Origin of the sequence: Thermoactinomyces sp. CICC 10523 (assembly GCF_016055105.1) — a bacterium.
In the GTDB taxonomy this organism is placed as follows: Bacteria; Bacillota; Bacilli; order Thermoactinomycetales; family Thermoactinomycetaceae; genus Thermoactinomyces_A; species Thermoactinomyces_A daqus.
The window spans coordinates 156,839-180,461 of sequence record NZ_JAECVX010000003.1 but is presented as its reverse complement, the minus strand read 5'-3'; the positions used below and the strand labels follow the sequence as shown (position 1 = coordinate 180,461).

30 protein-coding genes are annotated in these 23,623 nt (G+C 47.3%); 21 read left to right on the top strand and 9 right to left on the bottom strand.

The features are described 5' to 3' along the window. Positions 1-388: 388 nt before the first annotated feature. From I8U19_RS05985 to I8U19_RS05960, 6 genes are all read left to right on the top strand, one after another. Positions 389-832, top strand: a complete 444-nt coding sequence (locus I8U19_RS05985) for a MarR family winged helix-turn-helix transcriptional regulator (protein ID WP_052154201.1) — start codon at positions 389-391, stop codon at positions 830-832. 15 nt (positions 833-847) lie between these two features. Then, positions 848-1,546, top strand: coding sequence for an HlyD family secretion protein (locus I8U19_RS05980; protein ID WP_198055439.1), 699 nt, complete (start codon positions 848-850; stop codon positions 1,544-1,546). A 36-nt stretch (positions 1,547-1,582) separates the two neighbouring features. Beyond that, positions 1,583-2,218: a biotin/lipoyl-containing protein gene (locus I8U19_RS05975; RefSeq protein WP_198055438.1), complete on the top strand. Its 636-nt coding sequence runs from the start codon at positions 1,583-1,585 to the stop codon at positions 2,216-2,218. A gap of 100 nt (positions 2,219-2,318) precedes the next feature. Then, positions 2,319-3,872 carry a DHA2 family efflux MFS transporter permease subunit gene (locus I8U19_RS05970; protein ID WP_198055510.1) on the top strand — a complete coding sequence of 518 codons (1,554 nt, stop codon included), beginning with the start codon at positions 2,319-2,321 and terminating at the stop codon, positions 3,870-3,872. Positions 3,873-4,309: 437 nt separating this feature from the next. Further along, positions 4,310-4,891, top strand: coding sequence for a TlpA family protein disulfide reductase (locus I8U19_RS05965; protein WP_198055437.1), 582 nt, complete (start codon positions 4,310-4,312; stop codon positions 4,889-4,891). A gap of 31 nt (positions 4,892-4,922) precedes the next feature. Beyond that, positions 4,923-5,528, top strand: a complete 606-nt coding sequence (locus I8U19_RS05960) for an LOG family protein (protein ID WP_198055436.1) — start codon at positions 4,923-4,925, stop codon at positions 5,526-5,528. A 102-nt stretch (positions 5,529-5,630) separates the two neighbouring features. Here I8U19_RS05960 and I8U19_RS05955 read toward each other — a convergent pair whose 3' ends face one another. Together I8U19_RS05955 and I8U19_RS05950 are read right to left on the bottom strand one after the other, a co-directional pair. Next, the gene (locus I8U19_RS05955; RefSeq protein WP_033101064.1) at positions 5,631-6,002 is read right to left on the bottom strand and encodes a nuclear transport factor 2 family protein; all 372 of its coding nucleotides are present in this window, start codon (positions 6,000-6,002) and stop codon (positions 5,631-5,633) included. A gap of 63 nt (positions 6,003-6,065) precedes the next feature. Beyond that, complete coding sequence (locus I8U19_RS05950) at positions 6,066-6,647, bottom strand: TetR/AcrR family transcriptional regulator (RefSeq protein ID WP_198055435.1); 582 nt, start codon at positions 6,645-6,647, stop codon at positions 6,066-6,068. Positions 6,648-7,499: 852 nt separating this feature from the next. Here I8U19_RS05950 and I8U19_RS05945 point away from each other — a divergent pair. From I8U19_RS05945 to I8U19_RS05915, 7 genes are all read left to right on the top strand, one after another. Next, a complete protein-coding gene (locus tag I8U19_RS05945) occupies positions 7,500-7,706 on the top strand; it encodes a spore germination protein (RefSeq protein ID WP_033101066.1) in 207 nt (68 codons plus the stop codon). 23 nt (positions 7,707-7,729) lie between these two features. After that, positions 7,730-7,945, top strand: coding sequence for a hypothetical protein (locus tag I8U19_RS05940; protein WP_033101067.1), 216 nt, complete (start codon positions 7,730-7,732; stop codon positions 7,943-7,945). A gap of 19 nt (positions 7,946-7,964) precedes the next feature. Then, complete coding sequence (locus tag I8U19_RS05935; protein ID WP_198055434.1) at positions 7,965-8,171, top strand: hypothetical protein; 207 nt, start codon at positions 7,965-7,967, stop codon at positions 8,169-8,171. A 20-nt stretch (positions 8,172-8,191) separates the two neighbouring features. After that, positions 8,192-8,416 carry a spore germination protein gene (locus tag I8U19_RS05930; protein ID WP_198055433.1) on the top strand — a complete coding sequence of 75 codons (225 nt, stop codon included), beginning with the start codon at positions 8,192-8,194 and terminating at the stop codon, positions 8,414-8,416. A 63-nt stretch (positions 8,417-8,479) separates the two neighbouring features. Further along, the gene (locus I8U19_RS05925) at positions 8,480-8,698 is read left to right on the top strand and encodes a hypothetical protein (protein WP_033101069.1); all 219 of its coding nucleotides are present in this window, start codon (positions 8,480-8,482) and stop codon (positions 8,696-8,698) included. A gap of 157 nt (positions 8,699-8,855) precedes the next feature. Continuing rightward, complete coding sequence (locus I8U19_RS05920) at positions 8,856-9,074, top strand: hypothetical protein (protein ID WP_152568548.1); 219 nt, start codon at positions 8,856-8,858, stop codon at positions 9,072-9,074. 204 nt (positions 9,075-9,278) lie between these two features. Beyond that, complete coding sequence (locus I8U19_RS05915) at positions 9,279-9,527, top strand: hypothetical protein (protein ID WP_198055432.1); 249 nt, start codon at positions 9,279-9,281, stop codon at positions 9,525-9,527. A gap of 284 nt (positions 9,528-9,811) precedes the next feature. Here I8U19_RS05915 and I8U19_RS05910 read toward each other — a convergent pair whose 3' ends face one another. Both I8U19_RS05910 and I8U19_RS05905 read right to left on the bottom strand, forming a co-directional pair. Next, complete coding sequence (locus tag I8U19_RS05910; RefSeq protein ID WP_198055431.1) at positions 9,812-10,750, bottom strand: magnesium transporter CorA family protein; 939 nt, start codon at positions 10,748-10,750, stop codon at positions 9,812-9,814. Positions 10,751-11,080: 330 nt separating this feature from the next. Continuing rightward, positions 11,081-12,403, bottom strand: coding sequence for a helix-turn-helix domain-containing protein (locus I8U19_RS05905; RefSeq protein ID WP_033101072.1), 1,323 nt, complete (start codon positions 12,401-12,403; stop codon positions 11,081-11,083). A gap of 279 nt (positions 12,404-12,682) precedes the next feature. Between I8U19_RS05905 and I8U19_RS05900 the strand changes: the two genes are divergently transcribed. The 4 genes from I8U19_RS05900 (at position 12,683) to spoVAE (ending at position 15,230) form a co-directional block, all read left to right on the top strand. Further along, a complete protein-coding gene (locus I8U19_RS05900) occupies positions 12,683-12,982 on the top strand; it encodes a hypothetical protein (RefSeq protein WP_033101073.1) in 300 nt (99 codons plus the stop codon). Between the two features lie 398 nt (positions 12,983-13,380). Then, positions 13,381-13,860, top strand: a complete 480-nt coding sequence (spoVAC, locus tag I8U19_RS05895; protein WP_033101074.1) for a stage V sporulation protein AC — start codon at positions 13,381-13,383, stop codon at positions 13,858-13,860. Continuing rightward, entirely contained in the window at positions 13,861-14,883 is a 1,023-nt protein-coding gene (gene spoVAD / locus I8U19_RS05890) for a stage V sporulation protein AD (RefSeq protein WP_198055430.1), read from the top strand. It abuts the gene before it with no gap. Next, a complete protein-coding gene (gene spoVAE, locus I8U19_RS05885) occupies positions 14,880-15,230 on the top strand; it encodes a stage V sporulation protein AE (RefSeq protein ID WP_033101076.1) in 351 nt (116 codons plus the stop codon). The genes spoVAD and spoVAE overlap by 4 nt, the downstream gene beginning before the upstream one ends. Positions 15,231-15,276: 46 nt before the next feature. On the opposite strand, the gene I8U19_RS05880 is transcribed toward spoVAE, so the two are convergent. Beyond that, positions 15,277-15,483, bottom strand: a complete 207-nt coding sequence (locus I8U19_RS05880) for a DUF1657 domain-containing protein (RefSeq protein ID WP_198055429.1) — start codon at positions 15,481-15,483, stop codon at positions 15,277-15,279. Between the two features lie 288 nt (positions 15,484-15,771). Between I8U19_RS05880 and I8U19_RS05875 the strand changes: the two genes are divergently transcribed. After that, the gene (locus tag I8U19_RS05875; RefSeq protein WP_198055428.1) at positions 15,772-17,649 is read left to right on the top strand and encodes a terpene cyclase/mutase family protein; all 1,878 of its coding nucleotides are present in this window, start codon (positions 15,772-15,774) and stop codon (positions 17,647-17,649) included. A 41-nt stretch (positions 17,650-17,690) separates the two neighbouring features. Here the strand turns inward: I8U19_RS05875 and I8U19_RS05870 are convergent, their stop codons facing one another. Next, entirely contained in the window at positions 17,691-18,476 is a 786-nt protein-coding gene (locus I8U19_RS05870) for an SDR family NAD(P)-dependent oxidoreductase (protein WP_198055427.1), read from the bottom strand. 151 nt (positions 18,477-18,627) lie between these two features. On the opposite strand from I8U19_RS05870, the gene I8U19_RS05865 reads away from it, so the two are divergent. The 3 genes from I8U19_RS05865 to I8U19_RS05855 all read left to right on the top strand — a co-directional run bounded on the left by I8U19_RS05865 (position 18,628) and on the right by I8U19_RS05855 (position 20,820). Continuing rightward, a complete protein-coding gene (locus I8U19_RS05865; protein WP_198055426.1) occupies positions 18,628-18,921 on the top strand; it encodes a YciI family protein in 294 nt (97 codons plus the stop codon). Positions 18,922-19,852: 931 nt separating this feature from the next. Further along, entirely contained in the window at positions 19,853-20,095 is a 243-nt protein-coding gene (locus I8U19_RS05860; RefSeq protein ID WP_033101082.1) for a hypothetical protein, read from the top strand. 281 nt (positions 20,096-20,376) lie between these two features. After that, the gene (locus I8U19_RS05855) at positions 20,377-20,820 is read left to right on the top strand and encodes a MarR family winged helix-turn-helix transcriptional regulator (protein WP_052154205.1); all 444 of its coding nucleotides are present in this window, start codon (positions 20,377-20,379) and stop codon (positions 20,818-20,820) included. 82 nt (positions 20,821-20,902) lie between these two features. On the opposite strand, the gene I8U19_RS05850 is transcribed toward I8U19_RS05855, so the two are convergent. The 3 genes from I8U19_RS05850 to I8U19_RS05840 all read right to left on the bottom strand — a co-directional run bounded on the left by I8U19_RS05850 (position 20,903) and on the right by I8U19_RS05840 (position 23,622). Continuing rightward, positions 20,903-22,603 (bottom strand): pyruvate oxidase, encoded by a 1,701-nt coding sequence (locus I8U19_RS05850; RefSeq protein ID WP_198055425.1) that lies wholly within the window; start codon positions 22,601-22,603, stop codon positions 20,903-20,905. A 113-nt stretch (positions 22,604-22,716) separates the two neighbouring features. After that, positions 22,717-23,175 carry a hypothetical protein gene (locus tag I8U19_RS05845; protein ID WP_198055424.1) on the bottom strand — a complete coding sequence of 153 codons (459 nt, stop codon included), beginning with the start codon at positions 23,173-23,175 and terminating at the stop codon, positions 22,717-22,719. Positions 23,176-23,322: 147 nt separating this feature from the next. Continuing rightward, complete coding sequence (locus tag I8U19_RS05840; RefSeq protein WP_033101084.1) at positions 23,323-23,622, bottom strand: hypothetical protein; 300 nt, start codon at positions 23,620-23,622, stop codon at positions 23,323-23,325. Between the last annotated feature and the right edge of the window lies 1 nt (position 23,623).

The window sequence follows — 23,623 nt, the reverse complement described above, 5'->3', positions numbered from 1 at the left end:
GGAGATTTTTACGTTGCAGGTCGTTTCATTTTAACAGCCCTGCATCTTCAGTTTTCAAAGGGCTGCTGCTATCCTGAAAAAACGGTCAGTCTGCGAAAGGGGAAAAACATTCCCGCACGCCTGAGCAAACGAATTTTCAATCGGAAAGAGGATACAAGAGATTATCAGCGGAAAGACCATGGGACTTTGGAACGAGTTTTTCATTTCAGAGTCCTTTTTTGTATGCTAAAAAATAAACCGAATGAAATTTTATTATGAAAGCTTTAAAAAATATTTCACAAACCTAATTGTTTTTGGTGTTGACATTTAACCTCATTAAATTTTATTATATTAATCGTTCGTATGAGGAATATTTTCGATCCCTAAATGTTAACGGGAGTGACCATCTTTGGTAAGCGACGAACAGATTCAAGAACTCATCAATGCCATGCACAGTTGTTTTCAGGCTTATCGCAAGATCTTGCAAGAAGAGTTAAAAACTTGCCATTTGACGATACCTCAGGCTCGGGTGATCCAGGTTTTGCGGGAGGACGGCCGGCAATCGTTCGGCGAGTTGAGCAAGAAATTGGAAACATCGACCAGTTCGATCACCGGGATTGTCGATCGTTTGGAAAAAAGCGGATGGGTCAAGCGCGAGCGGGATGAACATGACCGGCGTATCGTCTGGATCAGCCTGACGGAAAAGGATCAGGAAATGTTTCAACAGTTTTCGTCGAACCAGATTCGCCAGTTGCGTCGATATGTCGACCGCTTAAAACCAAAAGAGGTTGCCAGTTTAACGGATACATTGTTAAAGCTGGCGACCATAATTGAAAGCGAGCCAAATTTATAAGAAGGAGTAAGCCGCATGAAGCGTATTGCAATCAGTATCATCGTGATCGTCTTTCTGGTGGCGGCGGTCGGAGCCGGGGCTTATTATTGGTATCAAAATTCCTTATATGTCAGCACTGATAATGCGCAAGTCCAGGCAGACCTCACCACCGTATATGCCAAACAGACAGGAAGGATTACAGACTGGAAGCTGTCATCTGGAGATAAGGTCTCAGCGGATCAATTGCTGGGAGACGAACAGATGGCCATCGATCCAACGAGCTCGGCCGATGCTGTCAAGCTCTCCGGTCTGGATCAGGCAAAGATGGCAGAGCAACCGGCAGTTGATAAGATTACGTCTCCGATCAACGGGGTGATTTTGCAAACCGATGTCGTGCCGGGAGAAGTGGTGGCACAAGGACAGCCGCTCGCCATGATTGCCGATTTGTCCAATGCTTACATTACCGCTTATATCGATGAACAGGAGATTAACGATGTGAGCAAAGGCAAAGACGTCGACATTTCACTGGATTCTTATCCTGGTGATTCTTTCCACGGAAAAGTGGTGGAAATCGGCAATTCTGCCGGAAATGTCCTTCAGGCGTCATCTGCATTGACGGCGAAAACGACGGATTCGCCGGAAGTGCAACGTGTTCCGGTCAAAATTTCGATTGATGATTTGAATGGGAAATACATCGCTCTTGGAATGAATGCGTCCGTACAAATACACAAATAGGAGAGCAGAAAATTTTCCGGTGAGAGGAGAACTTTCATGAAGACAGGAAAGTTATTGTTGATCAATGCGGTTATTTTTATTATCATTGTCGGACTTGGGATCGGCGGATACTACTACTATTACAACGAAACCAATTTCATTCAAACCGATGATGCGAAAGTGATGGGAGATATTGTACCTGTTGCTGCTGACAGCGCAGGAAAGTTGACCGAATGGAAAGTGAATGAAGGAGATCAAGTGACCAAAGGACAGGCGCTCGGAAAAGTTAACATTGGGTCGAACACGGTCGATATTCAAGCTCCGATTGACGGAACGATTGTGCAAAACAAAGGACTGGTCGGGCAAATGGTCGCTCCGGGTCAAGCGTTGGCTGATGTCGTTGATTTTAGCAAGTTGTATATCCTTGCCAATGTCGAAGAAACGGAGATCAAAGATATCAGTGTCGGTCAAGAAGTGGATATTACTGTTGATGCAAATTCTGATACCCGGATCAAAGGGAAGGTCGAGCAGATCGGTCAGGCGACCAACTCTGTTTTCTCTTTGATTCCGCAAAACAATGCCAGTGGCGATTATACGAAAGTGGTACAGCGGATTCCTGTGAAAATTTCGATGGACAATTATCCAAACGGGCTTGTTCCCGGGATGAACGCAGAAGTGAAGATTCATAAATGATCGTTGGCAGAAACAGAAAGGAGGGGCACTTGTGACTCAGCGAAATGAAGCGGAGGCCCAGGGAGGGATTGCCCGTCATATTCCCTTGTTGTCCATCTTGATGTTGGGGGTATTTCTGGCGATCTTGAACCAAACCTTGCTCAATGTCGCCATTCCTCACTTGATCAATGAATTTAACGTCAGCGCGACAACAGCGGAATGGCTCCTCACAGGCTACATGCTGATTAACGGGATCTTGATTCCGATGTCTGCTTACCTGATTGAACGGTTTGGGGTAAGGACCTTATTCCTGGGAGCCATGATCTTCTTTACAGTTGGATCGTTCCTGTGCGGAATCGCGCCTACCTTCAGTGTGATGCTGATCGGCCGCCTGATTCAGGCAGTCGGCGGAGGAATCCTGATGCCGCTCGTTATGACGATCATCTTGTCGATCTTTCCGCCGGAAATGCGCGGGAAAGGAATGGGGATCTTTGGTCTCGGGATGATGTTTGCTCCCGCCGTCGGTCCCACTCTGTCGGGATGGGTCATGGAGCATTACAGTTGGCGCGTGTTGTTTAACGGCATCGTGCCGCTCAGTTTGTTTGTCACCATCTTTGCTTCGTTCTTGCTAAAAGATACAAAGCCGCGGTCCAAACCGCCGTTTGATTTGTGGGGAACGATTATCTCCACCGCCGGCTTCGGACTGCTCCTGTATGGGTTGAGCGAAGCGGGAAGCAAAGGCTGGGATGATACGGTGGTCGACGTCTCGGTCATCGTCGGGATCGTCTTGATCGCCCTGTTCGTTATTTTGCAGCTCAGCTCCAAACATCCGATGCTGGATTTCCGCGTCTTTAAATACGATGCCTTTTCACTGTCCAGTGTCATCAGCGCGCTGGTAACGATCTGCATGTACGCCGGGATGTTTCTGACTCCGATCTATCTGCAAAACTTGCGCGGTTTTACTCCGCTCGAATCCGGCCTGCTCATGTTGCCGGGGGCGGTGATCATGGGGATTATGTCCCCGATTTCCGGGAGTTTGTTTGACAAGATCGGTCCGCGTCCGCTGGCGATTGTTGGCATGCTGATTACGGCTCTGACCACCTATGGATTTACCCAGCTGACATTGGATACGGATTATTTCCATATTCTCATCTTGTTCATGATTCGTTCCTTTGGAATGTCGCTTTTGATGATGACGATCATGACAGCGGGATTGAACCAATTGCCCGCGGAAAAAAATGCGCACGGAACGGCGATGTCCAATACCTTGCGCCAAATTTCCGGTTCGATTGGGATCAGTGTGGTTACGACCATTTTCAGTACGCGCACGACATTCCACCTCGGTAAAATGACGGAATCGGCAAACCTGATGGACCCCGGATTTGCACAAACTTTTCAGGAGCATGTGATGAAATTGACGGATGCCCTTGGAATTCCGATGGCGCAAGCAAAACAGACGCTGGCGACGCTCTTGTTCGGGCAAATTAACCAGCAAGCAGCTGTAATGGGAGTCAATGACGCCTTTTTCTGGTCGATGGGTTTTGCCGTGGTCGGATTTGTCTTAAGTATTTTCCTGCGTGACGTGCGCAAGGATCATCTGAAAAAAGCGACGAAGGAAGATGTTGCCCTCGAAACGGAAAAGATGGAACCGAAAAAAGAGGTTGCAGCAGGTTGATTGCTGACAGGAGAAAATCCGGGCCGGGGAGTGAGGGACCGTGTCCGGCTATTGAGTCATCCGGCAAGATGGGTGCCTCGCGGCCTGATCTCCAATGCACTTTGATAGAAGCAAAGAGAAGCACCAAGATCCTGAAACATGGCAAACAAGCGGAGCGCCCCAAGATCCCGGGGCGCTCTTTTCATTTCGCGCTCATGATTATTTGCACTCACAATCGTCTTTGCCGCAAACCGAACATTTGGAACGGATCAGCATAAGGAATCCTCCTTTCCAGGGATGATAGTTTTATTATAATATAAAATTCATGTTTATTATGAATAATTTGATTATTTTGTTATGAATCAAGCCCGGGGATTTCAGTTTCCGATTCCGAAAAAAGTGAAGAATTTGGTAGAATGAAAGAACGGAACGGATCAACTTGGCAAAAGGTGAGAGAGATGAAAAGCGTGCGCGTGTTTGCGTGGGTTCTGCTGGTAGCCTTATTGGGCGGAGCTTTTTGGCATTACATAGAAAAAAAAGAGACGGGGGAAGCGAAAAGCCGTCAGACCCCTGTTTATACTGTCAGCGACTACATTCAGGATCATGTCCCGAAAACAGGTACAAAAGCGCCTGATTTTACCCTTCCCAAATGGGGAGGTGGCGAAGCGGGACTCGGCCAGAGCAAGGGGAAACCGGTGGTGATCAACTTCTGGGCGACCTACTGTGATTATTGCCAGGAGGAGATGGCCGCTTTTCAACGAGTGTATGCGCAGATGGGAGATCAAGTAAACTTTTATATGATCGACGCCGCATATACCGAGCATGAAGCTGCCATCGGCCGGTTTGTGAAGAGAAATCACATCACACTTCCGGTTTTGCTGGACCAAAGCGGAGATGTCGGCAATTCCTATTTTGCCAAGGCTTTTCCGCAAACCTTTATTCTGGATCGGGAACACAGGATCTTTTATCATCATTCGGGCCCGATGACGGAAGAACTGCTGCGGGAGCAGTTGCAAAAAGTGTTGAAAAAAGGGAAATGAACAGATGGGAATAAAAACAGGAGGGACAAAGGTGAAAAATATCTGTGTCTTCGCCGGTTCCAATCCCGGCAGGAATCCCGAGTACAGGGATGCAGCAAAATCACTCGGGCTCGTGATGGCCAAATCGGGTTTGAGCTTGGTTTATGGAGGTTCCAGTAAGGGATTGATGGGCATTGTCGCAGATGCCGTTTTGGAAAATGGCGGTATCGCAATCGGAGTGATGCCCGCTTTTTTATCGCGGAAAGAATTGAAGCATCACCATCTGACCCATTTTTACGAGACTGAAGGCATGCATGAGCGCAAAGCGAAAATGGGGGAACTCTCCGATGCTTTTGTCGCTCTTCCCGGCGGGTACGGCACTTTTGAGGAGATTTTTGAGGTGTTGAGCTGGGCACAATTGGGAATTCATCAAAAACCGATCGGACTGTTAAATGCGGCCGGATATTTTAATCCGCTTTTACAGTTGGTGGAGAAAGGGATTGATGACGGTTTTATCAGGCCGGAATATCTCGATTTGTTTGTCTGTGAGAGCGATGCAGAACCGTTGGTAAAAAAACTGTTTTCTTACCGCCCGCCGAAGCCGGTGCTTAAATGGGAAGAGCTAGCTCCCCAAAAAGGTGCATCAAAGCGATCATGACCTGCCGGCACACCCTGGCATAAAAGCCCGGGCAAGCTGGCCCCCCCTGACCGGCCATCGGAGATGGAGGGGAGCAAAAGAATCGACTTGTCATGACGGGGTTTACGGTTCATCACTCATAGGGCTTGTCGGTGTTCCTTGATGGAAGATCATTTGCCATCTTCCCTCTTTCAGTTTCCAGACAGAGCTGCGCAGTGTATCCATTTTTCGCGTTTCATCTTTCACGCGGTAAGTCGTTAAAGCTACATCCGGAGCCAAAAGATGCACTTCAAAATGGGACAAACTCATTTTCCTTACACTCAGCCCTTCGCTTCCAATCTCCTCTTTGGACCAGACTGTGCCTGAGCTTCCAAACTCAAAAAATTCATCAGCGAGCAATTTGGAAAGTTCCTCCCGGGATCTGCGGACCTCGGGCAGTAATAATTTTTCCTCAAGCTGACGCAAATGTTCTTTTAAAGAAGTTCCGCTTTCCATGGACATTCTCCCTGAGAAGTTTTGATTTTTTTCTGAACAGTATAGCGGTTTTTGCTGCCGGCGTCAAAGGTCTCCGCTGGCGGCCAATCCGCTCCACGCTGTTTTCCAAATATTATGTATTCTGTCGCAGAGTTGGTTGTGATCGTCATTCAAAAACATATGAAGGAAAATTCCATCCAGCAGACAGAGATAGGTTTGCATCCGGATATCCGGGTCATGTCCTCCGCAGGGATCTTCTGCAAAAATGGTGTGAACGGTTTTGGAAAGAAGGTTGTTCATTTCCGAATATTTGGCGCTCAGTCGCTCTTTCAGGTGCTCGGGTGGAAACAGGAGAGTCCGGCGAATAAATGTGATCTTCTGTTCATTGTGCATCTGAAAGTGGACAAAGCTTTTAAGAAGGGAAAACAATTTTTCTTTCATGTTGTGACCATGCAAATGCCCGCCAGCCCGGAGCAGTTCATGTTGAAGTTCCTCCATCGCTTCATCGAAGACGGTCAGCAACAAATCATCTTTGCCTGAGAAAAAAGCATAAACGGACGGGGGCTTGATTCCGACCTCTTTGGCGATTGCCGCGAGGGATGTCCCTTCGTATCCGCTTTTGGCAAAATGCTTCAAGGCTGCGGCTTTTAATTTCTCTCTTGTCATGGTTCCTCCCGCAGAACGAACGAGAATTGGAAAATAAAAATTTTCATTTATCCGGCTGTTGGGAAAATTGAGCGGCAAGGGATGGTGGTTTTTTCGTCCACCCGGCCCCGCCGGACTTGTCAATAATCAGTTTTTATTTATGATACAATATTTATTTTTATAAATAAAGAAGGCAGAAAAACCTCTTCTGAAAAAAAGCATTCAGAAGTGGTTTGGGGCTGTCGGCCAACTTCATTTGGCAGGGGATGGGTGCTTTTTCAGCGGGCCGCCTTTGCGCCGAAGGAACCGGGGACAGAGAGAAGCCCCCTGCCCCAATGGATTCCTACCACCACCAGGTTCTCCAAATGAACGGGCCGAAAAAGGGAAACCCGAAGAAGGGAAAGAAAAACGGGAATAAACTGGTGTGGGCAGCCGGTTGGAAGTAGCCATCATCATAAGCGGGAGTGTGCGGGGGCAAGGCAGGGAAAGAAGAATATGAATAATAATACATAACAAGCACCTCATTTCGTTTTTAATACCGTATTCAATAGGTGAATGAAGGTGAATTGATTTTTCGTGAAAAGAATCGATTCTCATTGGTGACACATGATTTTCGTCGTGAATATACTGGGCATAAGCCGATCATCAGAGAGAACAACGGAGACCGACCCCTGGGTGAACAGCAGGCGGCCATGCAGTGTGACTGGCAGTCAGAAAGGGGTCATTATTTTTTATGGGAGCAAGTGTAATCCCGCAATTTCAGGGCTTCGGAAAAAGAGCAACCCCTGTAATTTTTACGGGATTGAGTCACTCATGCCCGGATTACTCATACATTAAAGTAGGCTTGTGGCAAATGATTAAGGAGGAAGTATTTTGAACATCAAGGTTGGCGTATTAAAAATAAACTCGGTCTCCATGACATCGTCAGTGACGATCGGTACGCACATATCCGTTTTGCCACTCAGCTTTCAAAAAGCAAATACAGGGGTTTCGACGGCGGGAGATGGTGCAGTGATTAAAGCGGCAAACCCGGTCATTGATCCGGATACGAATGACCACCCTGTACTGATCCACCGATAAATGAATGATTGGGAGGTAAAGTAATGGCGATTTACGTTGGAAGTGCGGAGATCATCTCTGTTACGTCAACAGCCAATATCAATGTGGCTCCTTGCACGGTGTCTCTCTTTTCCGAGAGTTCCGCGAAAAGTAACGGAGCCAGTTCGACAGTTGGTGATGCGCTGCGGATTACCCACATCGGAGCGATCATAGACCCGGATGTGCTGGATTCAGTGATGGGAGAAGTAAAGCCTTACTAAAAAATGGGGAGGGTCAGGGATGCCCTTTTTGATCAAATTGAACAATATTTCCAGTTCGGGACAGCTTAATATGTCTCCGGTCAATCTCTTGCTGAACCAGGAAAGTTTTCAGAAGAACAATATCTCCAGTAACAACCTGGGTGATCTGGTATTGTCCCTGATGTACGGGCCGATTTATGATCAGGATTTTATGGATACTCCCATTTCCCAGATCAAGATCGTCTAGTTTGCGAAAGGAAGATCACGATGATCCAGCCGATTATTGTTGGACCGTTTAAAGTAAATAACGTGTCGGCAACCGCCAAGGTGAATTTGTCTTATGGCTTGAATTTTCTGGCCTATCATCACAGCTTCAATAAGAGCAATTCGGTCAATAGCCACACGGGGGATGCACCGATTCAAGTGGTTAATGCACCAATCTGTGATCAGGATCTGATTGACACGCCGATAGCGGAAGTCAAGCTTATTTAGGCCTGCGGGTCAGAGCGGGAAATGCTTCGTTTCAACTGAAAATAAAACAAAGGATGATGGATGATGCTGTTTTTACCGAGAATGAAATTTAACAACACCTCTTCGAGCGGAGAGCTGAATCTGAATAACCTGCTGAATCTGCTGATCCAGAATGACAGCTTGCAAACAAACAACACAGCTAGTTTCAACAATGGCGATTTTGCCGTGAATCTGTTTTGGACGCCCACGTTCGACACTGATGTATTTGATACGCCGATCACCCAATCAAAAGTTACTCTTTAAAACCATGCAGGAGTTTCAGGAGAAATGTATGTAGGCGGCTTTGCCGAAGATGATGTTGGTAACCGTCCATTGTGTCAACCGGATCGGAATCTGTCCCGCCCCCGGCCTGCACGTATATTTAATGGGGAGCAAAAGGAAATCAAAGGGTGGATGCACAATGTTGTTTTTACCGTTGATGAAATTTAACAGCACCTCTTCGAGCGGAGAACTGAATCTGAATAACCTGCTGAATCTGTTGGTCCAGAATGACAGCTTGCAAACAAACAACACAGCTAGTTTCAACAATGGCGACTTTGCCGTCAATCTGTTTTGCACGCCTACATTCGACACTGATGTATTTGATACGCCGATGACGCAACGCAAACTTACTTTTTAAGATTCATCAAGGAGTATTGTCTGAAATGTCATTTGTTAACGGCATCATCGAGAATGAATTTTTTCTACTTGCTTGCACTCCATTGAGGGAAAAAGAGACAACGTTGGAATCCGGGTGGCCATATAACCGGAGTTTACCCCCGGAGTGGAAGCATGTAGTTACATATCGCTTGATCATAAAAAGATTGACGATAGGAGGATGGCGATGCCGAATCAAAATATATTTTTCCAATTTGACATCGGCAGAATTTGGACTGCTTCGCGAAATGTTCGCGAAAACCGATTGGATGTCTTGGCAATGATGAAACAGGAACTTGTCGCCGATTCCGTCCATGAAAGGAACAGTTACTTTGACGTGGATGATCTCGACTACTTTTGCTTTCGCAACAGAGGGAAGATAAAAAAGCCCAGAGCCTGGGCGATCAATACAGATCCCAATATGGATAGGGAGTGAAAGGAGGCGGATTACCCGGCGGAATGGGACGAGGCGGCCGGATCGGACGCGAAGGACGCCGGGGGAAAATGGGATTGGGACGGGGAGGACGACCCCGATGTGGATTGGAATGGGGAACACGGAAATGTGGGAGTTCCTTCAGGCGGCAGTAAGGTACATACGGATAAATCTGATATTGATAGGAGTAATGAGCCGGGTCAAAAGGAATCATGCTTTGACCTCCTTGAATTTCTCCTCCTAGTTTATGTTCACGAAAAAGGCGGTATGATCCCGTTTTTTGTCAGTTAGAAGTATTTCTTTTTCCAGAAGATCATCGCCGTAATACATGACAACAATAAAGATAACAGCAAAATGATCAAAAAAGCATGGCGATAATGTTCAAAGGGCAAAGGGACATTCATTCCGAATAAACTGGCCACCATCGTCGGGAAGGTGAGCACGATGGTAAACGAGGTGAGAACCTTCATCACATGGTTCACGTTGTTGGAGATGACCGAGGCAAACGCATCCATCATTCCGCTTAAAATATGGCTGTAGATCTCCGTCATCTCCATCGCCTGTTTGTTTTCGATGATGACATCTTCCAACAGATGCTGATCTTCTTCATACATCTTCAGGTACTGGTTTTTTAACAGTTTTTCGGTGACGAGATTGTTTGTTTTGAGCGAGGTGGTAAAGTAGACCAGGCTCTTTTCCAGGCTTAACATGGAGAACAGCTCTTGATTCTGCATCGATTCCTGCAATTTGTTCTCAAGTTTGCTCGTTTTGCGGTTTATCTGTTTCAAATAGGTTAAATAATAGGTTGAAATCCGGTAAAGAAGTTGCAGGATGAACCGTGTCTTCATATAAGTATAGAAATTTTTGATCTTGTTGGTGATAAATTGCTGGACAATGGGTGTTTCTTTCAGACAGACAGTGATGAACAGGTCCGGGGTTACAATCATTCCGAGGGGGATCGTAATATATTGTTCATCCCTGCTTCCTTCATTTTCAAGGATGGGAATATCCACTATGATCAGGAGATTGTCTCCTTCCTTGTCGATGCGTGACCGCTCCTCCTCGTCCAGGGGATCACGGATAAAATCGGCGGGAATTCCCAGCGACTGCACCACTTTTTGAATTTCTTCCTCATCGGGAGCGGTGAGGTGAACCCATGCACCTTTGGCAAATTCGTTTATTTCCTGTAATACGCCATCTTCTCCGGAAATATAAATGTTTAACATTGTTTTTCACCTCTTTTTGGGCAAATGAGAAACCTTGCCTGTATATAATATAGGCAGGAATGGAGAAGAAATTACGAAGGTTTTCTGGTTGTCGAACAAAATCGAAACATGTCCCAAAAAATCGCCTGAGGAGATTGACATTTCTGTCATTTAGTTATAAACTTTCTACAAAAGTTGTGGATAAGATTGAAAAGTAAGGGCAAATTCCAACCGGTTTTGGCGGTTTTTGTCGAAAAAATAAAAAATGCAGCGCAAAACGCTGCATCCCGTTCACGGTTTCATTGGAATCAACGAGTCAGCAGGCTGGCGGTTCGCCGTCAAAGAGGTGTTTCAACTTTTTTCGCCTCCTTTCTCAAACATCATTTGCACGTAATACTGGAAGAAGCGGTTTTTGTACTTTTCATAAGTAGCCGGGTCTTCTCTCTCGCAACATTTTGCCAATTTGACCAGGATATCGGGCAGATGGATTTTCAAACCATGCTTTTCCGCAAAGGAAAGCGCTTGTTGGAAACAGGAGCGGGCATCCAGATCCTTGCCCTGTTTCATATAGCAATCGCCCAAAGCGACCAGTGCGTTGCAATACTTAAGGGCGTCATTGGTTTTTTGCCCGATTTGCACCGCTTTCAGCAATGCGCTTTGCGCAGAGGAGATTTTTTTTGACTTTAAGTACAGCATGCCGAGTTGTGTATAGGTAGAGACCAGCATGTTCTTTTTTCTGATTTTTTTCTCCAATTTCAGCGCGGTGCGAAAACAAATCTCGGCTTTAAAGAAATCACCGCGGTTTTTATAGCTCTCACCCAACGCCGTCCAAAGCTCAAACGAACGATCCACATTCTGGTCGATTCGCGCGAGTTGAATGCCGCGGGTGGCCGCTTGCGCAGCTTTTTCGTACAGTTCCTGCTTGGCCAGCAGCACGGAGTGAACTTCGTACATCGACAAGCGGATTTCCATGCTGTCGATTTCGCCGATATGATCCCATAAAAATTCCAATGTGCGAAAAGCATCCTCGTTGCGGCTCATCTTTTCCAGATAAATCGTTTTGCTGATCATCAAATGGTAGATAATATAGTCGCGTTCACCATTTTTATTATACGATTCCAGTCCTTTTTCAATATAATTGAGCGCCTGTTCCAGATTGTTCTGATAATAACAGCACCGTCCCAATTCGTTGTACGTTGAGGCTTTCAGATTGCTGTCTTCCAGTTCGGGAAACTGGTTCAAGAGACTGAGCGTTTTCATGTATTGGGCTTGCGCTTTTTTCCACTGCGTTTTGCGGTCATAACATTTTCCTTTCAGAAAATAGACAAAGGTTTGAAGCGGTGAATCTTTTGCGATTTCGATATTTCTCAGCTGCTCCAAACCTTCCTCGGGGCCGACGAGATCGATATCATGTTCAATCGCAAATAAGAGAAACCGCAGGCGCTCTTCTTTGTCGCATTCATCTTCATAAGTTTCCAGGAGTTGCTGCAAATCGATGTCCAGCTTTTCGCAAATGCGCATGTAGATGTCATCGTTGACGACTTCCCCTTTTTCCGCTTTGCGGATGGAGTGCAATTTGACCACATCATCGACCAGATCGCTCTGCCTTAACCCCAGTTCCTTTCTTCTCTTGCGAATCACTTTGCCCGCATTCTCATGATCCAGCGGTAACAAAAGGTTCACCTCCCAATTTAAAAAATTTTTTTGGTTGATTGAGAGGGAAATCATACCGTTTTTGTACATATGTGCAAAAAATGGATGAACATATTCGTTGTTTTGTTCAGATATTTATCTATTTTGGCACATATGTTCAAAATACCTTCTTTTCAGCGTGATTTTTTATTAATTTGCAAATGAGTATTTAGATTTATAAACTGTAATCAAGAGGTTTTAGCCAACAATTCCTTGCCTATTTCATAAAAGCTCACGCGACTTTTGGGAGGGGACAAGCAAATGTTAAAGGTACTGGTGGAAGGACAAATGGAACAGGTGCAACCGTTTTTGTCAGATTTGAAGCAACGTTCGCAAATCGAATTGCTCAAAAACGAAATCAAAGAGAACCAAATGGAGGTTAACGAAGGCATCCGGGTTGTCTGCTATGTTGATCATAAACCGGAGCGAAGGGTAAAAACGATCAAACTGCACCTGGCGGACGGAACACAGATTCAGCTTCCTTTGATGGATTTAATCGAGGTCGAGATGGAAAAAGGGGTTCGCATTTTGGCCGGCCGTTCTTATGATATATTTGCTTGAGATAAAGAAGAAAAATATTCTTTAATACAACGTTTTTAATTAAAATTAAAATAACTGGGAAGTTGGAGGCAAACGGAGAGCAACATTCTACCACAAAAACCAACAGGATTGCATGCCCTTGCCAAATATGAGCGTTTCAAGAGAAGGCCTTGTTCGGGTCTTCTTTTATTTTTCCCTGAAAGTCCATGTTGATCAGGTCGTGGTTCCACGCAATTCGCGCAATCTTGCTTCGTTTTATCATCGGAATGGGCCGACAGGAAAGAATCTTTACCAGGACTGTGTTTTGGACTTTTTTTGCGTATTTTATGTCCTGGTTTGCCAATGCAGGTATAAAACGTTTTGGTTTTTACCAAAAATTACTTAATAGATAAAGGGAACGTTAAGATGAGGTGAGCGCAGTGTTAAAAGAAACGAGAAAAAAGCTAACCCCTGTTCAACAGGAATATCATCAGTTTGTGAAAGGACGCGAACCCAAACGCCCTATTTTAAAGAATTGCCTGTGTGCTTTTTTTATTGGCGGGGCAATTTGTTTGCTCGGACAATTGATTTCCACTTTTTACATTCATTTTTTCGGGTTTAACGAAAAAACAGCCGGAGATCCGACTGTAGCAACCTTGATTTTTATTTCAGTCCTTTTGACAGGATTCGGGGTTTATGACCATATTGCACAAGTGGCCGGGGCGGGAACCATCATTCCGGTGACCGGATTTGCCAACGCGATCTCTTCAGCGGCGATCGAACATCGTTCCGAAGGATACGTTCTGGGGGTCGGGGGCAATATGTTTAAACTGGCAGGGTCGGTAATTGTATTTGGGGTATTTTCCGCATTTGTGATCAGCACAATCAAAGTGATCATAAAAAGTTTGGGAGGATTCTGAGTGATTCAGGGAAGAACATGGGTGTTTGAGAACCGGCCCTATATTGCAGCAAGCAGCGCTGTCGGGGGCCCGTTTGAAGCGAACGGACCGCTGGCAGAGGACTTTGATTTTTTGCACGGCGATCTGTGGCTGGGGCAGGACAGTTTTGAAAAAGCGGAAAAGATGTTGTTGGAACAGGCGTGTAAGAAAGCTGTGGACAAGGCGGGGATGAAAGCGGACGACATCCAGTTTTTTTTGTCCGGGGATTTGATGAACCAAGTGATCTCCAGCAGCTTTGCGGCAAGGACTTTGGCTGTGCCTTATCTCGGTTTGTTTGGGGCCTGTTCCACTTCGATGGAGAGTTTGGCGCTCGGCGCGTTGATTGTCAGCAGCGGGTTTGGCGACAAAGTTCTGGTGGGCACAGCCAGTCACAATGCTGCGGTTGAAAAGCAATTCCGTTACCCGACGGAATACGGAGGGCAAAAACCTCAGACCGCACAATGGACGGTGACAGGAGCAGGTGCGGCTGTCCTCACTTCCAAAAAGACCAAAGATGAAATCTACGTGGCAGCGGCAACAGTTGGCCGTGTCGTTGATATGGGGATCAGTGACCCGTTCAATATGGGGGCGGCGATGGCTCCGGCGGCTGTCGATACGATCGAGGGCCATTTTCGTGATCTGGGGCTTTCCGAAGACGAATACGATTTGATTTTAACCGGCGACCTTGGGAAGATCGGTCATCGCATTGCCGGGGATTTGTTGGTGAAGCATGGCCTTAAACTGCCGGAAGAGAAGTTTGGGGATTGCGGTTTGATGATTTACGATGAGCAACAGCCCGTTCAGGCGGGGGGGAGCGGTTGTGCCTGTTCCGCTTGCGTCACTTACGGACATGTCCTCAACCGCATGAAGAACGGAGAACTGCGCAAAGTGTTGATCGTGGCAACCGGAGCTCTGTTGTCTCCGATCAGTTATCAGCAAAAAGAAACGATACCTTGTATCGCTCACGCTGTGGCGATTGAAAAGGGAGGAGACCCGAAAAAATGATCTTTTTCTGGGCATTTGTGGTCGGGGGGATTATTTGCGTGATCGGTCAATTGATGATGGATGGATTAAAACTGACCCCCGCCCATACGACGAGTACGCTGGTGGTAGTCGGAGCGATTCTGGACGGCTTGGGTCTATATGAGCCGCTGATCAAGTTTGCCGGCGCCGGGGCGACAGTGCCGATCACGAGCTTTGGAAACGCATTGGTTCACGGTGCGATGATGGAAGCGAATAAGTATGGTTTGGTCGGTGTCATCACGGGAATTTTTGAAGTGACAAGTGCCGGAATTTCAGCGGCAATCATTTTTGGCTTTTTGGCGGCGCTCCTGTTTAAGCCGCGTGGATGAAGCAGGAAATCGGAACCGAAAAAGCGTGTTCGGTTCCGATTTTTTATTATTGTTGGTTGTATTGCGGCTCTTCGCTCATAATTTCCTGTTCGCGCGCTTTCAGTTGTTGAACCACTGTGTCAACGTTTTGCGCCAATTGGTTGTATGTTTGCTTTGCTTGTTGGTTGTTGGTGTCAAGGGCAAAAGAACGCAGGTTGGCTGCTACCGATTCCGCGCTGGCGATCGTTTGCTTGATTTTTGTACCTACCGTCATCTGGATTCCCCTCCTTTCAACTTGCCCAATGATATTTTGTGCTCTCTTTGCCGGTTTATTCAGTTGGGATCATGTGATTTGATTCCATGAATATCTTTGTAAAGAAATCACGTCAGGTATGTTGATCAACCAATGTATGGTTTCATGGCGGGATTTTTGAAACAGAGCGGTTTATCGCTGCTGAGTCAGCGAAAGAAGAGCCCGGGACTCAAAAATCTCCTCGTTTCTCCTTCCGATCTGATACAAATCAACATGCCTGAAATTCGTTTTTAAAAGGAGTTTTGGCGGATGCACGGAGAGCATATCGATCGCGCAAAAAAATGGATCGGGCGCTTGTCAGATGAATTGCTCCGCAAGCAGAGTCCGGACGGAAGCTGGCGTTTCTGTTTTGAAAGCGGGGTGATGTGCGATTCATTTTATTTGTTGTTAAACCGGGTGCTTAAAAGAAGGGGAGATCCGCTCGAACCGTTATTGATTGAACGTATTCTCTCCCGGCAAACGGGGGATGGAACCTGGAAACTGTACGAAGATGAGCCGGAGGGAAACCTTTCGACCACGGTGGATGCCTGTTTGGCCCTTCTGTATGCGAAAGTGAAACAGCCGGATGATCCGGCGATGCGCAAAGCACGGGAGTATATAATGGAAAATGGGGGAGCGGGGAACGCCGGTTCCCTGACCAAAGTTGTTCTGGCCCTGTTGTCGCACTTCAGTTGGAACAATTTTATCAAGTTGCCTGTTGAATTTTTCTTGCTTCCACCCTCGGGACCGATTTCCTTTTTTGATTTTGTCGGATATACCCGGGTGCATTTGGCACCGATTCTCATCGCCGCAGACCGCGAATATGCGACAAGACTCGACGGGTTTGACGAAGTGGAAGAATGGCTTCCGGTTCAACGCCGTTCAGGGAGAAAAGCGGAATATGTTTGGACTGCGGAGCAGCTGTTCCCCGAAAGTTCGATTAGTTCGGAACTGCGCCGGCGGTTGCATGAAAGAGCCTTGCGCTGGGGTGAGTCCTTTATGCTCAGCCGGGTTGAAAAAGACGGAACTCTGTACAGTTATATGACCACGACGTTTTTAATGATTTTTGCCCTTCTGTCGCTGGGTTACTCCCGGCGTCATCCGGTGATTCAAAAAGCGATGAACGGTTTGGCGCAGTTTGCCTTCCCGCTCGGGGATGGGACCCATTTGCAGGAAACGACTTCGACGGTCTGGGATACATCACTGATCCTGCATGTCCTTCAGGAAGCAGGGGTGGGAATCAGCCATCCCGCCATTAAGCGAGGCCTTCATTATCTCAAATCCAGACAGCAGACATCCCCGGGAGACTGGTCAATCAAAAACCCGTACGCGGCCCCGGGGGGATGGGGGTTCTCCGATCTCAACACAATCAATCCCGATGTCGATGATACTTCCTCCAGTTTAAGTGCGCTCGCGCCTTCCGTTCGGTCCGGCCGTTACCGCACAGAATGGGATCGCGGGGTCAGGTGGCTCATTTCTATGCAGAACAATGACGGAGGATGGCCGGCGTTTGAAAAAAATACGAATAAAAGGTGGCTCCGGCTCATGCCTTATCCTGACGGGAAGACAGTCTGGGGAGACCCGTCCAGTGCGGATCTGACCGGACGCACTCTGCGATTTTTCGGACAGGAGCTCGGATGGACGATTGACCGGCCCGAAGCAAGGCGTGCCTGGAGTTGGTTTTATCACAATCAAAAGAGAGACGGCTCCTGGTTTGGGCGCTGGGGTGTCACCTTTATTTACGGAACGTGGGCGGCCATCACCGGGCTCACCTCCGTTGGCGTGCCACCCGAGCACCGGATGATTCAAAAAGGGAAAAACTGGCTTTTGAGCAAGCAAAAAGAGGATGGAGGATGGGGAGAATCGTGTGCGAGCGATGTGAAAGGCAGATTCGTTTCCCTTCCCTATTCGACTGCGGTGCAAACGGCCTGGGCACTGGATGCGCTGATCGCTTGCCATGACCGGCCGACTCCTGAGATCGAAAAAGGGATGGAAAGGATGTTCGCCCTTTTGGAACGGCGCGGAAGGGAGTGGACATACCCTGTCGGGGCCGGGCTTGCCGGGCAATTTTATGTTTATTATCACAGCTATCCCTATGTGTGGCCGTTAAAAACTTTGGCCCACTATGTGAAAAAATACGGTAAATAACAGCGACAACGCTGGTTCAAAGCGATGTCGCTGAAAAGAGATTAACGGAGCGGTGTTCGATCCTGCTGGATGCGCATGACGGATGATGCGATCCAGTTTCGCGGCAAAAAGCGCGTTCCGAACAACAGAGACCGGAACACCGCTCCCGGAACCACGACTGGCTTTCCGCTTAGCAAACCTTCATATCCCGCCTTGGCGACGGTAAAAGCGTCAAGGGCGTTTTTCTCCGTCAGCCGGGATTGGTGCATCTTTGCCCGCATGGCAAAACGGGTTTTAACCGGCCCGGGGCACAAGGCGGTTACCTTGACTCCGCTCTCTTTCAGCTCATGGGCCAGCGCTTCAGTAAAAGAGAGCGTATAGGCTTTACTGGCGTAGTAAACGGCCATCAATGGCCCGGGCACAAAGGAGGCCATCGAACCGACATTTAAAATGCCGCCGCTTTTGCTGGTGAGCAGATCAGGCAGAAAATAATGGGTTAATGCCGTCAGCGCCTTGATATTCAGATTGATCATCTGCATCAGGTCTTCAAGCGGTTGCTCGGCGAACGGACCATACAATCCAAATCCGGCATTGTTGACGAGATAATCGATTTGCAGACCGAGGCTTACGCACGTATTGCGGATTTGGCGCGGAGCATCCGGCTGACTTAAATCTTGGGTGATGATGTGGATCGTTCGCTGATAACGCTCTTCGATCTCGGTGGCGACCCTGTTGAGCTGATCGACATTGCGCGCGACCAACACCAGATCATGCCCGTCTTTGGCGAAGAGATAAGCGAGTTCTTTTCCGATCCCCTCTGAGGCTCCGGTGATCAGTGCGATTCCCAAATTCCTTCCTTCCTTTCCACGATTCCTGGTGACAATGTTAATGATTTTGATTTAAATTTCTATATAAGAATACAAATACCCCTTCAAATCTGGCAATATAGTACTTGAGTCACTTTTTTAAATTTCGACAGGCGAACGGAGAGGATGAAATATGTTTCTCGCCATTCTTCACTATTTGCTGACGACGGAAGAGGTGGCAAAGCATCGGCAGGCACATCGGGATTATCTTGATACATGCTATCGGAAGAAGCAATTGATCGCATCGGGTCCGATGGTTCCGCCAACAGGCGGGCTGATCCTGTTCAGGGTGAAGAAACGGGAAGAAGTGGAACAAATTATTGAACAAGATCCCTTCTTTAAAAACGGGGTGGCTGAATACCAGGTGATGGAATTTGACGCGGTGAAGAGCGACCCGGAGTTTCGGGCGATGTTTCTCGACGAATAACCTTTTGTTTCCGCACAAAAAGCGCTCGGGTGGTTGCCCGGCGCTTTTTCTCAAAATAGATGAGAAAACTCTTATCTTTTAAAAAAATAATGTCAATATCAGATGGATATCAGAGTAAATCCTCTTTTTTCAATAAAACGGCTGTCAATAATCAAACCGTTTCAGGGTTAAAGATGTCGGTGTTTTTTGTTTTTTTAAAATAAAAAGTATTGCCAAAGCGAAAGGGCATTTGTATAATTATTTTAAAAATTATTAAACATAGAAATGGCGGTATGAAACTGGCAGACCAGATCGGGCAAGGAACAAGGGGAGTTGTCTCCGCTGAATCTTATCCGTTTTATAAAAATAAGGATCATGCTTTTGTTTACAGCTCGTTTTCGCCCCGGATTGCCAATCATCGGCCATTGCCATTTTGCGCATACACAGCTCAGTGCAGCCATCGAAGGAGGATGAGACAGCAGACTTGAAGGGAGGTGAAAGGAATGTTGCGTTTCTTAAGCGGTGGAGAGCCGCCGGCTTGTTAAGTTTTCCTCTCGATTTAAGCTATCTTCCATTAAACATACTGAAAAACAGCAACTGATGATGACAATGAGGATGTTGACAAACCGAATAGGAAGGGATGGGTGTTTATTTGCAGCAACCTTTGTGACGGAGGAACCGGAAGCAAAGAAAAACACCCTTACCCGGCGGATTCATGTTTTGGGATCTTGTCAAAAAGCTGGCGGCTGATGATGCCGCTGTTTTTTTGTGCGTTTTTGAGTATTGACTCTATTGTTCCAGACAGGAAGAAATATGAAGAAAGAGCCGGGTTGAATTATATCAATGATTCTCTTTTGCTTATATCGTGATTTATTTCATTTGCCGTTACCGTTTTTCCAAATCATTCATAGAATAGGTTGCTTGAATTTTTTGGAGTTAAGGAGGGTTTCTGATGGTTCGTTACCGGTATATTCCCAATGATCAGTTAACCCAGGCCATTGGCAAACCGATCATGTTGCGGCTGAAGAACGGAAAGAAACTCTATGGGACGATTGACGAGGTCCGCAAAAATGGAATCATGTTTCTGCCGGCCCGCGTCGGTTCCAGGGGTTCTTCCGGTCAGGCAGAAGTGAGACTCTTTGTACCATTTTTTATCCCGTTCGGGTTTTTTGTTCCGTTTTTGATTATTTTCTGAGGAGATATCTTGAGGACAGGGCACATCAAAAGTGATGTTGCCCCTTTTTTTGGTTCGTACATAGTGATCCGGGCGAAGATATGGTATTTTAAAACTGGTGTCATTATCTTTTTATATGGATGCAAGATCACGGACAGAAACCGATCACCTCGTTTCGGGAACTACCTGGGAACGGGAAGTACTTAGAGCGGGAGGGGATTGGTGTCCCCGCCGTTCCGGCTTGTGATACTTTTTACAGGCGAATAATTCGTATAGCTAATAAAGTGGAAAGGAGCAAGCAGATGGAAGAAAAGGAGTTGTTGGAACTTACGGAGCCCTTCCTGGCGAGTATTGGAACGATTATCAAAATGAGCAAGCAACAGTTGGAGAAACGGCTCAGGGAACAGGGAGAAGAGATCACGGCTCACCAATATGCCATTTTGGTTCGTTTGAGCAAGGGGAACTTGACAGTAAAGGAATTAGGGGAAAGTTTTTCGATTGAACCGCCAACCCTGATTCCGATTATCGACCTGTTGGAACGAAGAAATTTGGTGGTGCGGATTCCGGATTTGAAAGACCGGCGCCGCAAGTTGCTTCAGGTGACAGAGCGCGGAAATGAGCTCATCAGCAGAATGCGTTCAGATATCAAGAACGATGCGGTGGCGCAAGCATTTTTGCGAATGGGGAAAGAGAAAAGTGTAACACTTGTCGGATTATTGCAACTACTGGCCAAAGAACTTCAATGATGAGCGGCAGGACGGGAAAGGTTGCAGGATATTGAGCTTGAGACTGTCATCTTTTGCAACAGTCTCAAGCAGATTCTGTTTTTCAAAGAGGAGGAAGTTCCAGTTTTCCTTGTTCAAACAGGGCTTTAATCATGTGTCGGGCATAACCGGACATTTGGGCATAAGTGATATGAGAGGGCATCGGTGCTTCGTCCGGATCGACAACGACATCGATGATACAGGGTTTGTTCAGTTCTTTCGCCTGCATAAAGGCAGGGAGCAGATCTTCGCTCTTCTCCACCCGGAATCCGACACCGCCGCAAGCTTCCGCGTATCGCGCAAAGTTCGGATTGTGGAGATCGGTTCCGTATTCCAGGTTTCCTTTTACTTCCTGCTCAAACTTGATCATTGCGATTTTATGGTTGTTTAACACAACGACGATGATGGGCAGGTCGTATTTTACAGCAGTGACAAAATCGTTCATGGTCATCCCGAAGCCGCCGTCGCCGCAGATGGCAAACACTTGGCGCTCGGGATGGGCAATTTTGGCGGCGATGGCCCCCGGCAGTCCGCATCCGAGCGTTGCCAGCCAGCTGGAGATGATGAACTTTTGCCTGGTCATGCGAAAATGGCGGGCCACCCAGACGGTGACGTTCCCGACATCGACGGACAGAATTGCATCATCGTGGGCGATCTTCTGCAATGCTTTGATCACCGTTTGCGGTTTCATCGGAGATGCTTCCTGCTCTTCCTGTTTTTTTAGCCGTTCCCACCATTCCTTCATCATCTTTTGATGCTCTTCGAGATAAGAGCGATCTTCATGACGCTTGATTTTTTCCGTCAGCCAGGAGAGAGTTTTTCCTGCTTCGCCGGCAAGTCCGAGATCAACCGGATACCGTTTGCCGATCTGTGCCGGATCGATATCGATTTGAATCGTATTGGCATCTTCCGGCAAAAAACCGGTAAAAGGAAAAGAAGTGCCGACCATGATCAGTGTATCTGCGGTCTGCATGGCATGATAAGCGGGAGATGTGCCGATCAGCCCCAATCCCCCCAGACACAGAGGATGTTCATCGGGAATGGTTCCTTTTGCCGGAAGGGACAGAACGATCGGGGAGGCGAGTTTGTCGGCAAAGGAGATCAAGGCATCACTGGCATGTTGTGCGCCTTTTCCCGCCAATATTACCGGCCGCTTGGCCTGATCCAGAATTTCCCTCGCCTTTTCCAATTCGGACAACGGAGGGCTGATTTCAGAAACGGAATAAGAGGTACTGGTGACCAGCGCCTTTTTTTCCAATTCAAAAGTGGGAATATCATCGGGAATGGTCAGCACGGACACGCCTTTTTTCACATATGCGGTGCGGATCGCCTGATTGACGACGGCTGGAAGCTGTTCCGCTGACATGATTCGCTGATTGTAGACGGCGACATCATCAAAGAGGCGGTCAAGATTCACTTCCTGAAAATAGTCTGTTCCGAGCAGATCCGATTCTACCTGGCCGGTAATGGCCAGGACGGGAACGCGATCCAATTTGGCGTCATACAATCCGTTGAGCAAATGGATGGCTCCCGGACCGGCGATCGACAGGCAAACACCGAGCTTTCCCGTCAATTTGGCGTAAGCTGCCGCAGCAAGGGCACCCGCTTCTTCATGGCGAACCTGAATGAATTTTATCTTGTCACGCGCTTTTCTGAGCGGCTCGATGACCGAGTTGATCGAATCTCCGGGCATCCCGTAAATGTGATCCACTCCCCATTCGATGAGCAGATCGACGAGTGTTTCTCCGGCTGTTTTCCGAAACATGTTTTTTCCTCCTGTAGGTGAATGTTTCCAGATTTAGTTTGCACAGAACGATTCCGATCATTCGGTCAAGATCAAAAGAGCCGGCGGGAAAAACTTCCCACCGGCTCTTTTGTTTAATGATAGCGATACCAAGCGACCCAGCCTTTTTTTGTTTTGGCCACAAAGATTTGCCCTTGAGAGAGGCTTGCGCTCGGAAGAAACTCGGGAAAGAAAAGATCGACCAGCCAGGATTGGTTCGCGACCTCTTCTCCGCATTGCTGTTTGGCTATGTCAGAATAGGGAGACGAATCAGGATCGGCGAGGGAGATGATCCGTTTGGCTTCCCATACCTTGTAATGGGGGTCTTTGCCATAGGTTTTGCGGATCAATTTCGGCAGAGCCGCCTGAATTTCATCTGCCGCATCCGGCCCGGGTTTGACCAGATCAGCAATATTCGGACAACCGTCCGACTTCTTTGCCGCTTTTTGGGGAACGGGATCAGCCGAGGGTGAAACAAAACCGGTGGCAGCCACAAATGATAAGGTTAACAAGATGCATAAACACCATTTCGCAACGTAAGGCACCCGCTTCATAAGCTCACTCCCTGGATGATTGGTTCATTATGTGGATATTGGCACAAGTCATAAATAATATTCCACCATCTGCTCTTTTCCTAACCCAAAAGGAAAAACAAAGTTCGAAAAGCCCCTGATGCGAAGAGGATGCGGGCCCGGTGCTGCCTAATACCAGGAATTACGGCTTTTTCCTTCCCTTTTTGCCTGGTTTTCCAGTTCCAGCCGCTCCCGTTCTTCCGCTTTGGCCTCATCCAGTTTCTGTTCAGCCCGGATTAATTCGCTTATGTATGTGCGCATCTTTCGTTCCCAGCGCAATTGTTCCTGCCGGTGGTAGCGTTCGATCTCGCTTTCTCCCTGACGGTGGGCCCGCTGCATCTCATCCTGGTGATAATAAATTTGCCATTCGCATTCCTTCAAGTCCCTTTTGATCGCATCGATTTCTTGAATAAAACGGCTGACAGACATA

What these genes read in the sequence shown, in the direction of transcription:
- I8U19_RS05980 (WP_198055439.1), top strand. Translation starts at nt 848, where the DNA reads ATGAAGCGTATTGCAATCAGTATCATCGTGATCGTCTTTCTGGTGGCG.
- I8U19_RS05975 (WP_198055438.1), top strand. Translation starts at nt 1,583, where the DNA reads ATGAAGACAGGAAAGTTATTGTTGATCAATGCGGTTATTTTTATTATC.
- I8U19_RS05970 (WP_198055510.1), top strand. Translation starts at nt 2,319, where the DNA reads ATGTTGGGGGTATTTCTGGCGATCTTGAACCAAACCTTGCTCAATGTC.
- I8U19_RS05965 (WP_198055437.1), top strand. Translation starts at nt 4,310, where the DNA reads ATGAAAAGCGTGCGCGTGTTTGCGTGGGTTCTGCTGGTAGCCTTATTG.
- I8U19_RS05955 (WP_033101064.1), bottom strand. Translation starts at nt 6,002, where the DNA reads ATGGAAAGCGGAACTTCTTTAAAAGAACATTTGCGTCAGCTTGAGGAA.
- I8U19_RS05950 (WP_198055435.1), bottom strand. Translation starts at nt 6,647, where the DNA reads ATGACAAGAGAGAAATTAAAAGCCGCAGCCTTGAAGCATTTTGCCAAA.
- I8U19_RS05940 (WP_033101067.1), top strand. Translation starts at nt 7,730, where the DNA reads ATGGCGATTTACGTTGGAAGTGCGGAGATCATCTCTGTTACGTCAACA.
- I8U19_RS05935 (WP_198055434.1), top strand. Translation starts at nt 7,965, where the DNA reads ATGCCCTTTTTGATCAAATTGAACAATATTTCCAGTTCGGGACAGCTT.
- I8U19_RS05930 (WP_198055433.1), top strand. Translation starts at nt 8,192, where the DNA reads ATGATCCAGCCGATTATTGTTGGACCGTTTAAAGTAAATAACGTGTCG.
- I8U19_RS05925 (WP_033101069.1), top strand. Translation starts at nt 8,480, where the DNA reads ATGCTGTTTTTACCGAGAATGAAATTTAACAACACCTCTTCGAGCGGA.
- I8U19_RS05920 (WP_152568548.1), top strand. Translation starts at nt 8,856, where the DNA reads ATGTTGTTTTTACCGTTGATGAAATTTAACAGCACCTCTTCGAGCGGA.
- I8U19_RS05915 (WP_198055432.1), top strand. Translation starts at nt 9,279, where the DNA reads ATGCCGAATCAAAATATATTTTTCCAATTTGACATCGGCAGAATTTGG.
- I8U19_RS05910 (WP_198055431.1), bottom strand. Translation starts at nt 10,750, where the DNA reads ATGTTAAACATTTATATTTCCGGAGAAGATGGCGTATTACAGGAAATA.
- I8U19_RS05900 (WP_033101073.1), top strand. Translation starts at nt 12,683, where the DNA reads ATGTTAAAGGTACTGGTGGAAGGACAAATGGAACAGGTGCAACCGTTT.
- spoVAE (WP_033101076.1), top strand. Translation starts at nt 14,880, where the DNA reads ATGATCTTTTTCTGGGCATTTGTGGTCGGGGGGATTATTTGCGTGATC.
- I8U19_RS05880 (WP_198055429.1), bottom strand. Translation starts at nt 15,483, where the DNA reads ATGACGGTAGGTACAAAAATCAAGCAAACGATCGCCAGCGCGGAATCG.
- I8U19_RS05875 (WP_198055428.1), top strand. Translation starts at nt 15,772, where the DNA reads ATGCACGGAGAGCATATCGATCGCGCAAAAAAATGGATCGGGCGCTTG.
- I8U19_RS05865 (WP_198055426.1), top strand. Translation starts at nt 18,628, where the DNA reads ATGTTTCTCGCCATTCTTCACTATTTGCTGACGACGGAAGAGGTGGCA.
- I8U19_RS05860 (WP_033101082.1), top strand. Translation starts at nt 19,853, where the DNA reads ATGGTTCGTTACCGGTATATTCCCAATGATCAGTTAACCCAGGCCATT.
- I8U19_RS05855 (WP_052154205.1), top strand. Translation starts at nt 20,377, where the DNA reads ATGGAAGAAAAGGAGTTGTTGGAACTTACGGAGCCCTTCCTGGCGAGT.
- I8U19_RS05850 (WP_198055425.1), bottom strand. Translation starts at nt 22,603, where the DNA reads ATGTTTCGGAAAACAGCCGGAGAAACACTCGTCGATCTGCTCATCGAA.
- I8U19_RS05845 (WP_198055424.1), bottom strand. Translation starts at nt 23,175, where the DNA reads ATGAAGCGGGTGCCTTACGTTGCGAAATGGTGTTTATGCATCTTGTTA.
- I8U19_RS05840 (WP_033101084.1), bottom strand. Translation starts at nt 23,622, where the DNA reads ATGTCTGTCAGCCGTTTTATTCAAGAAATCGATGCGATCAAAAGGGAC.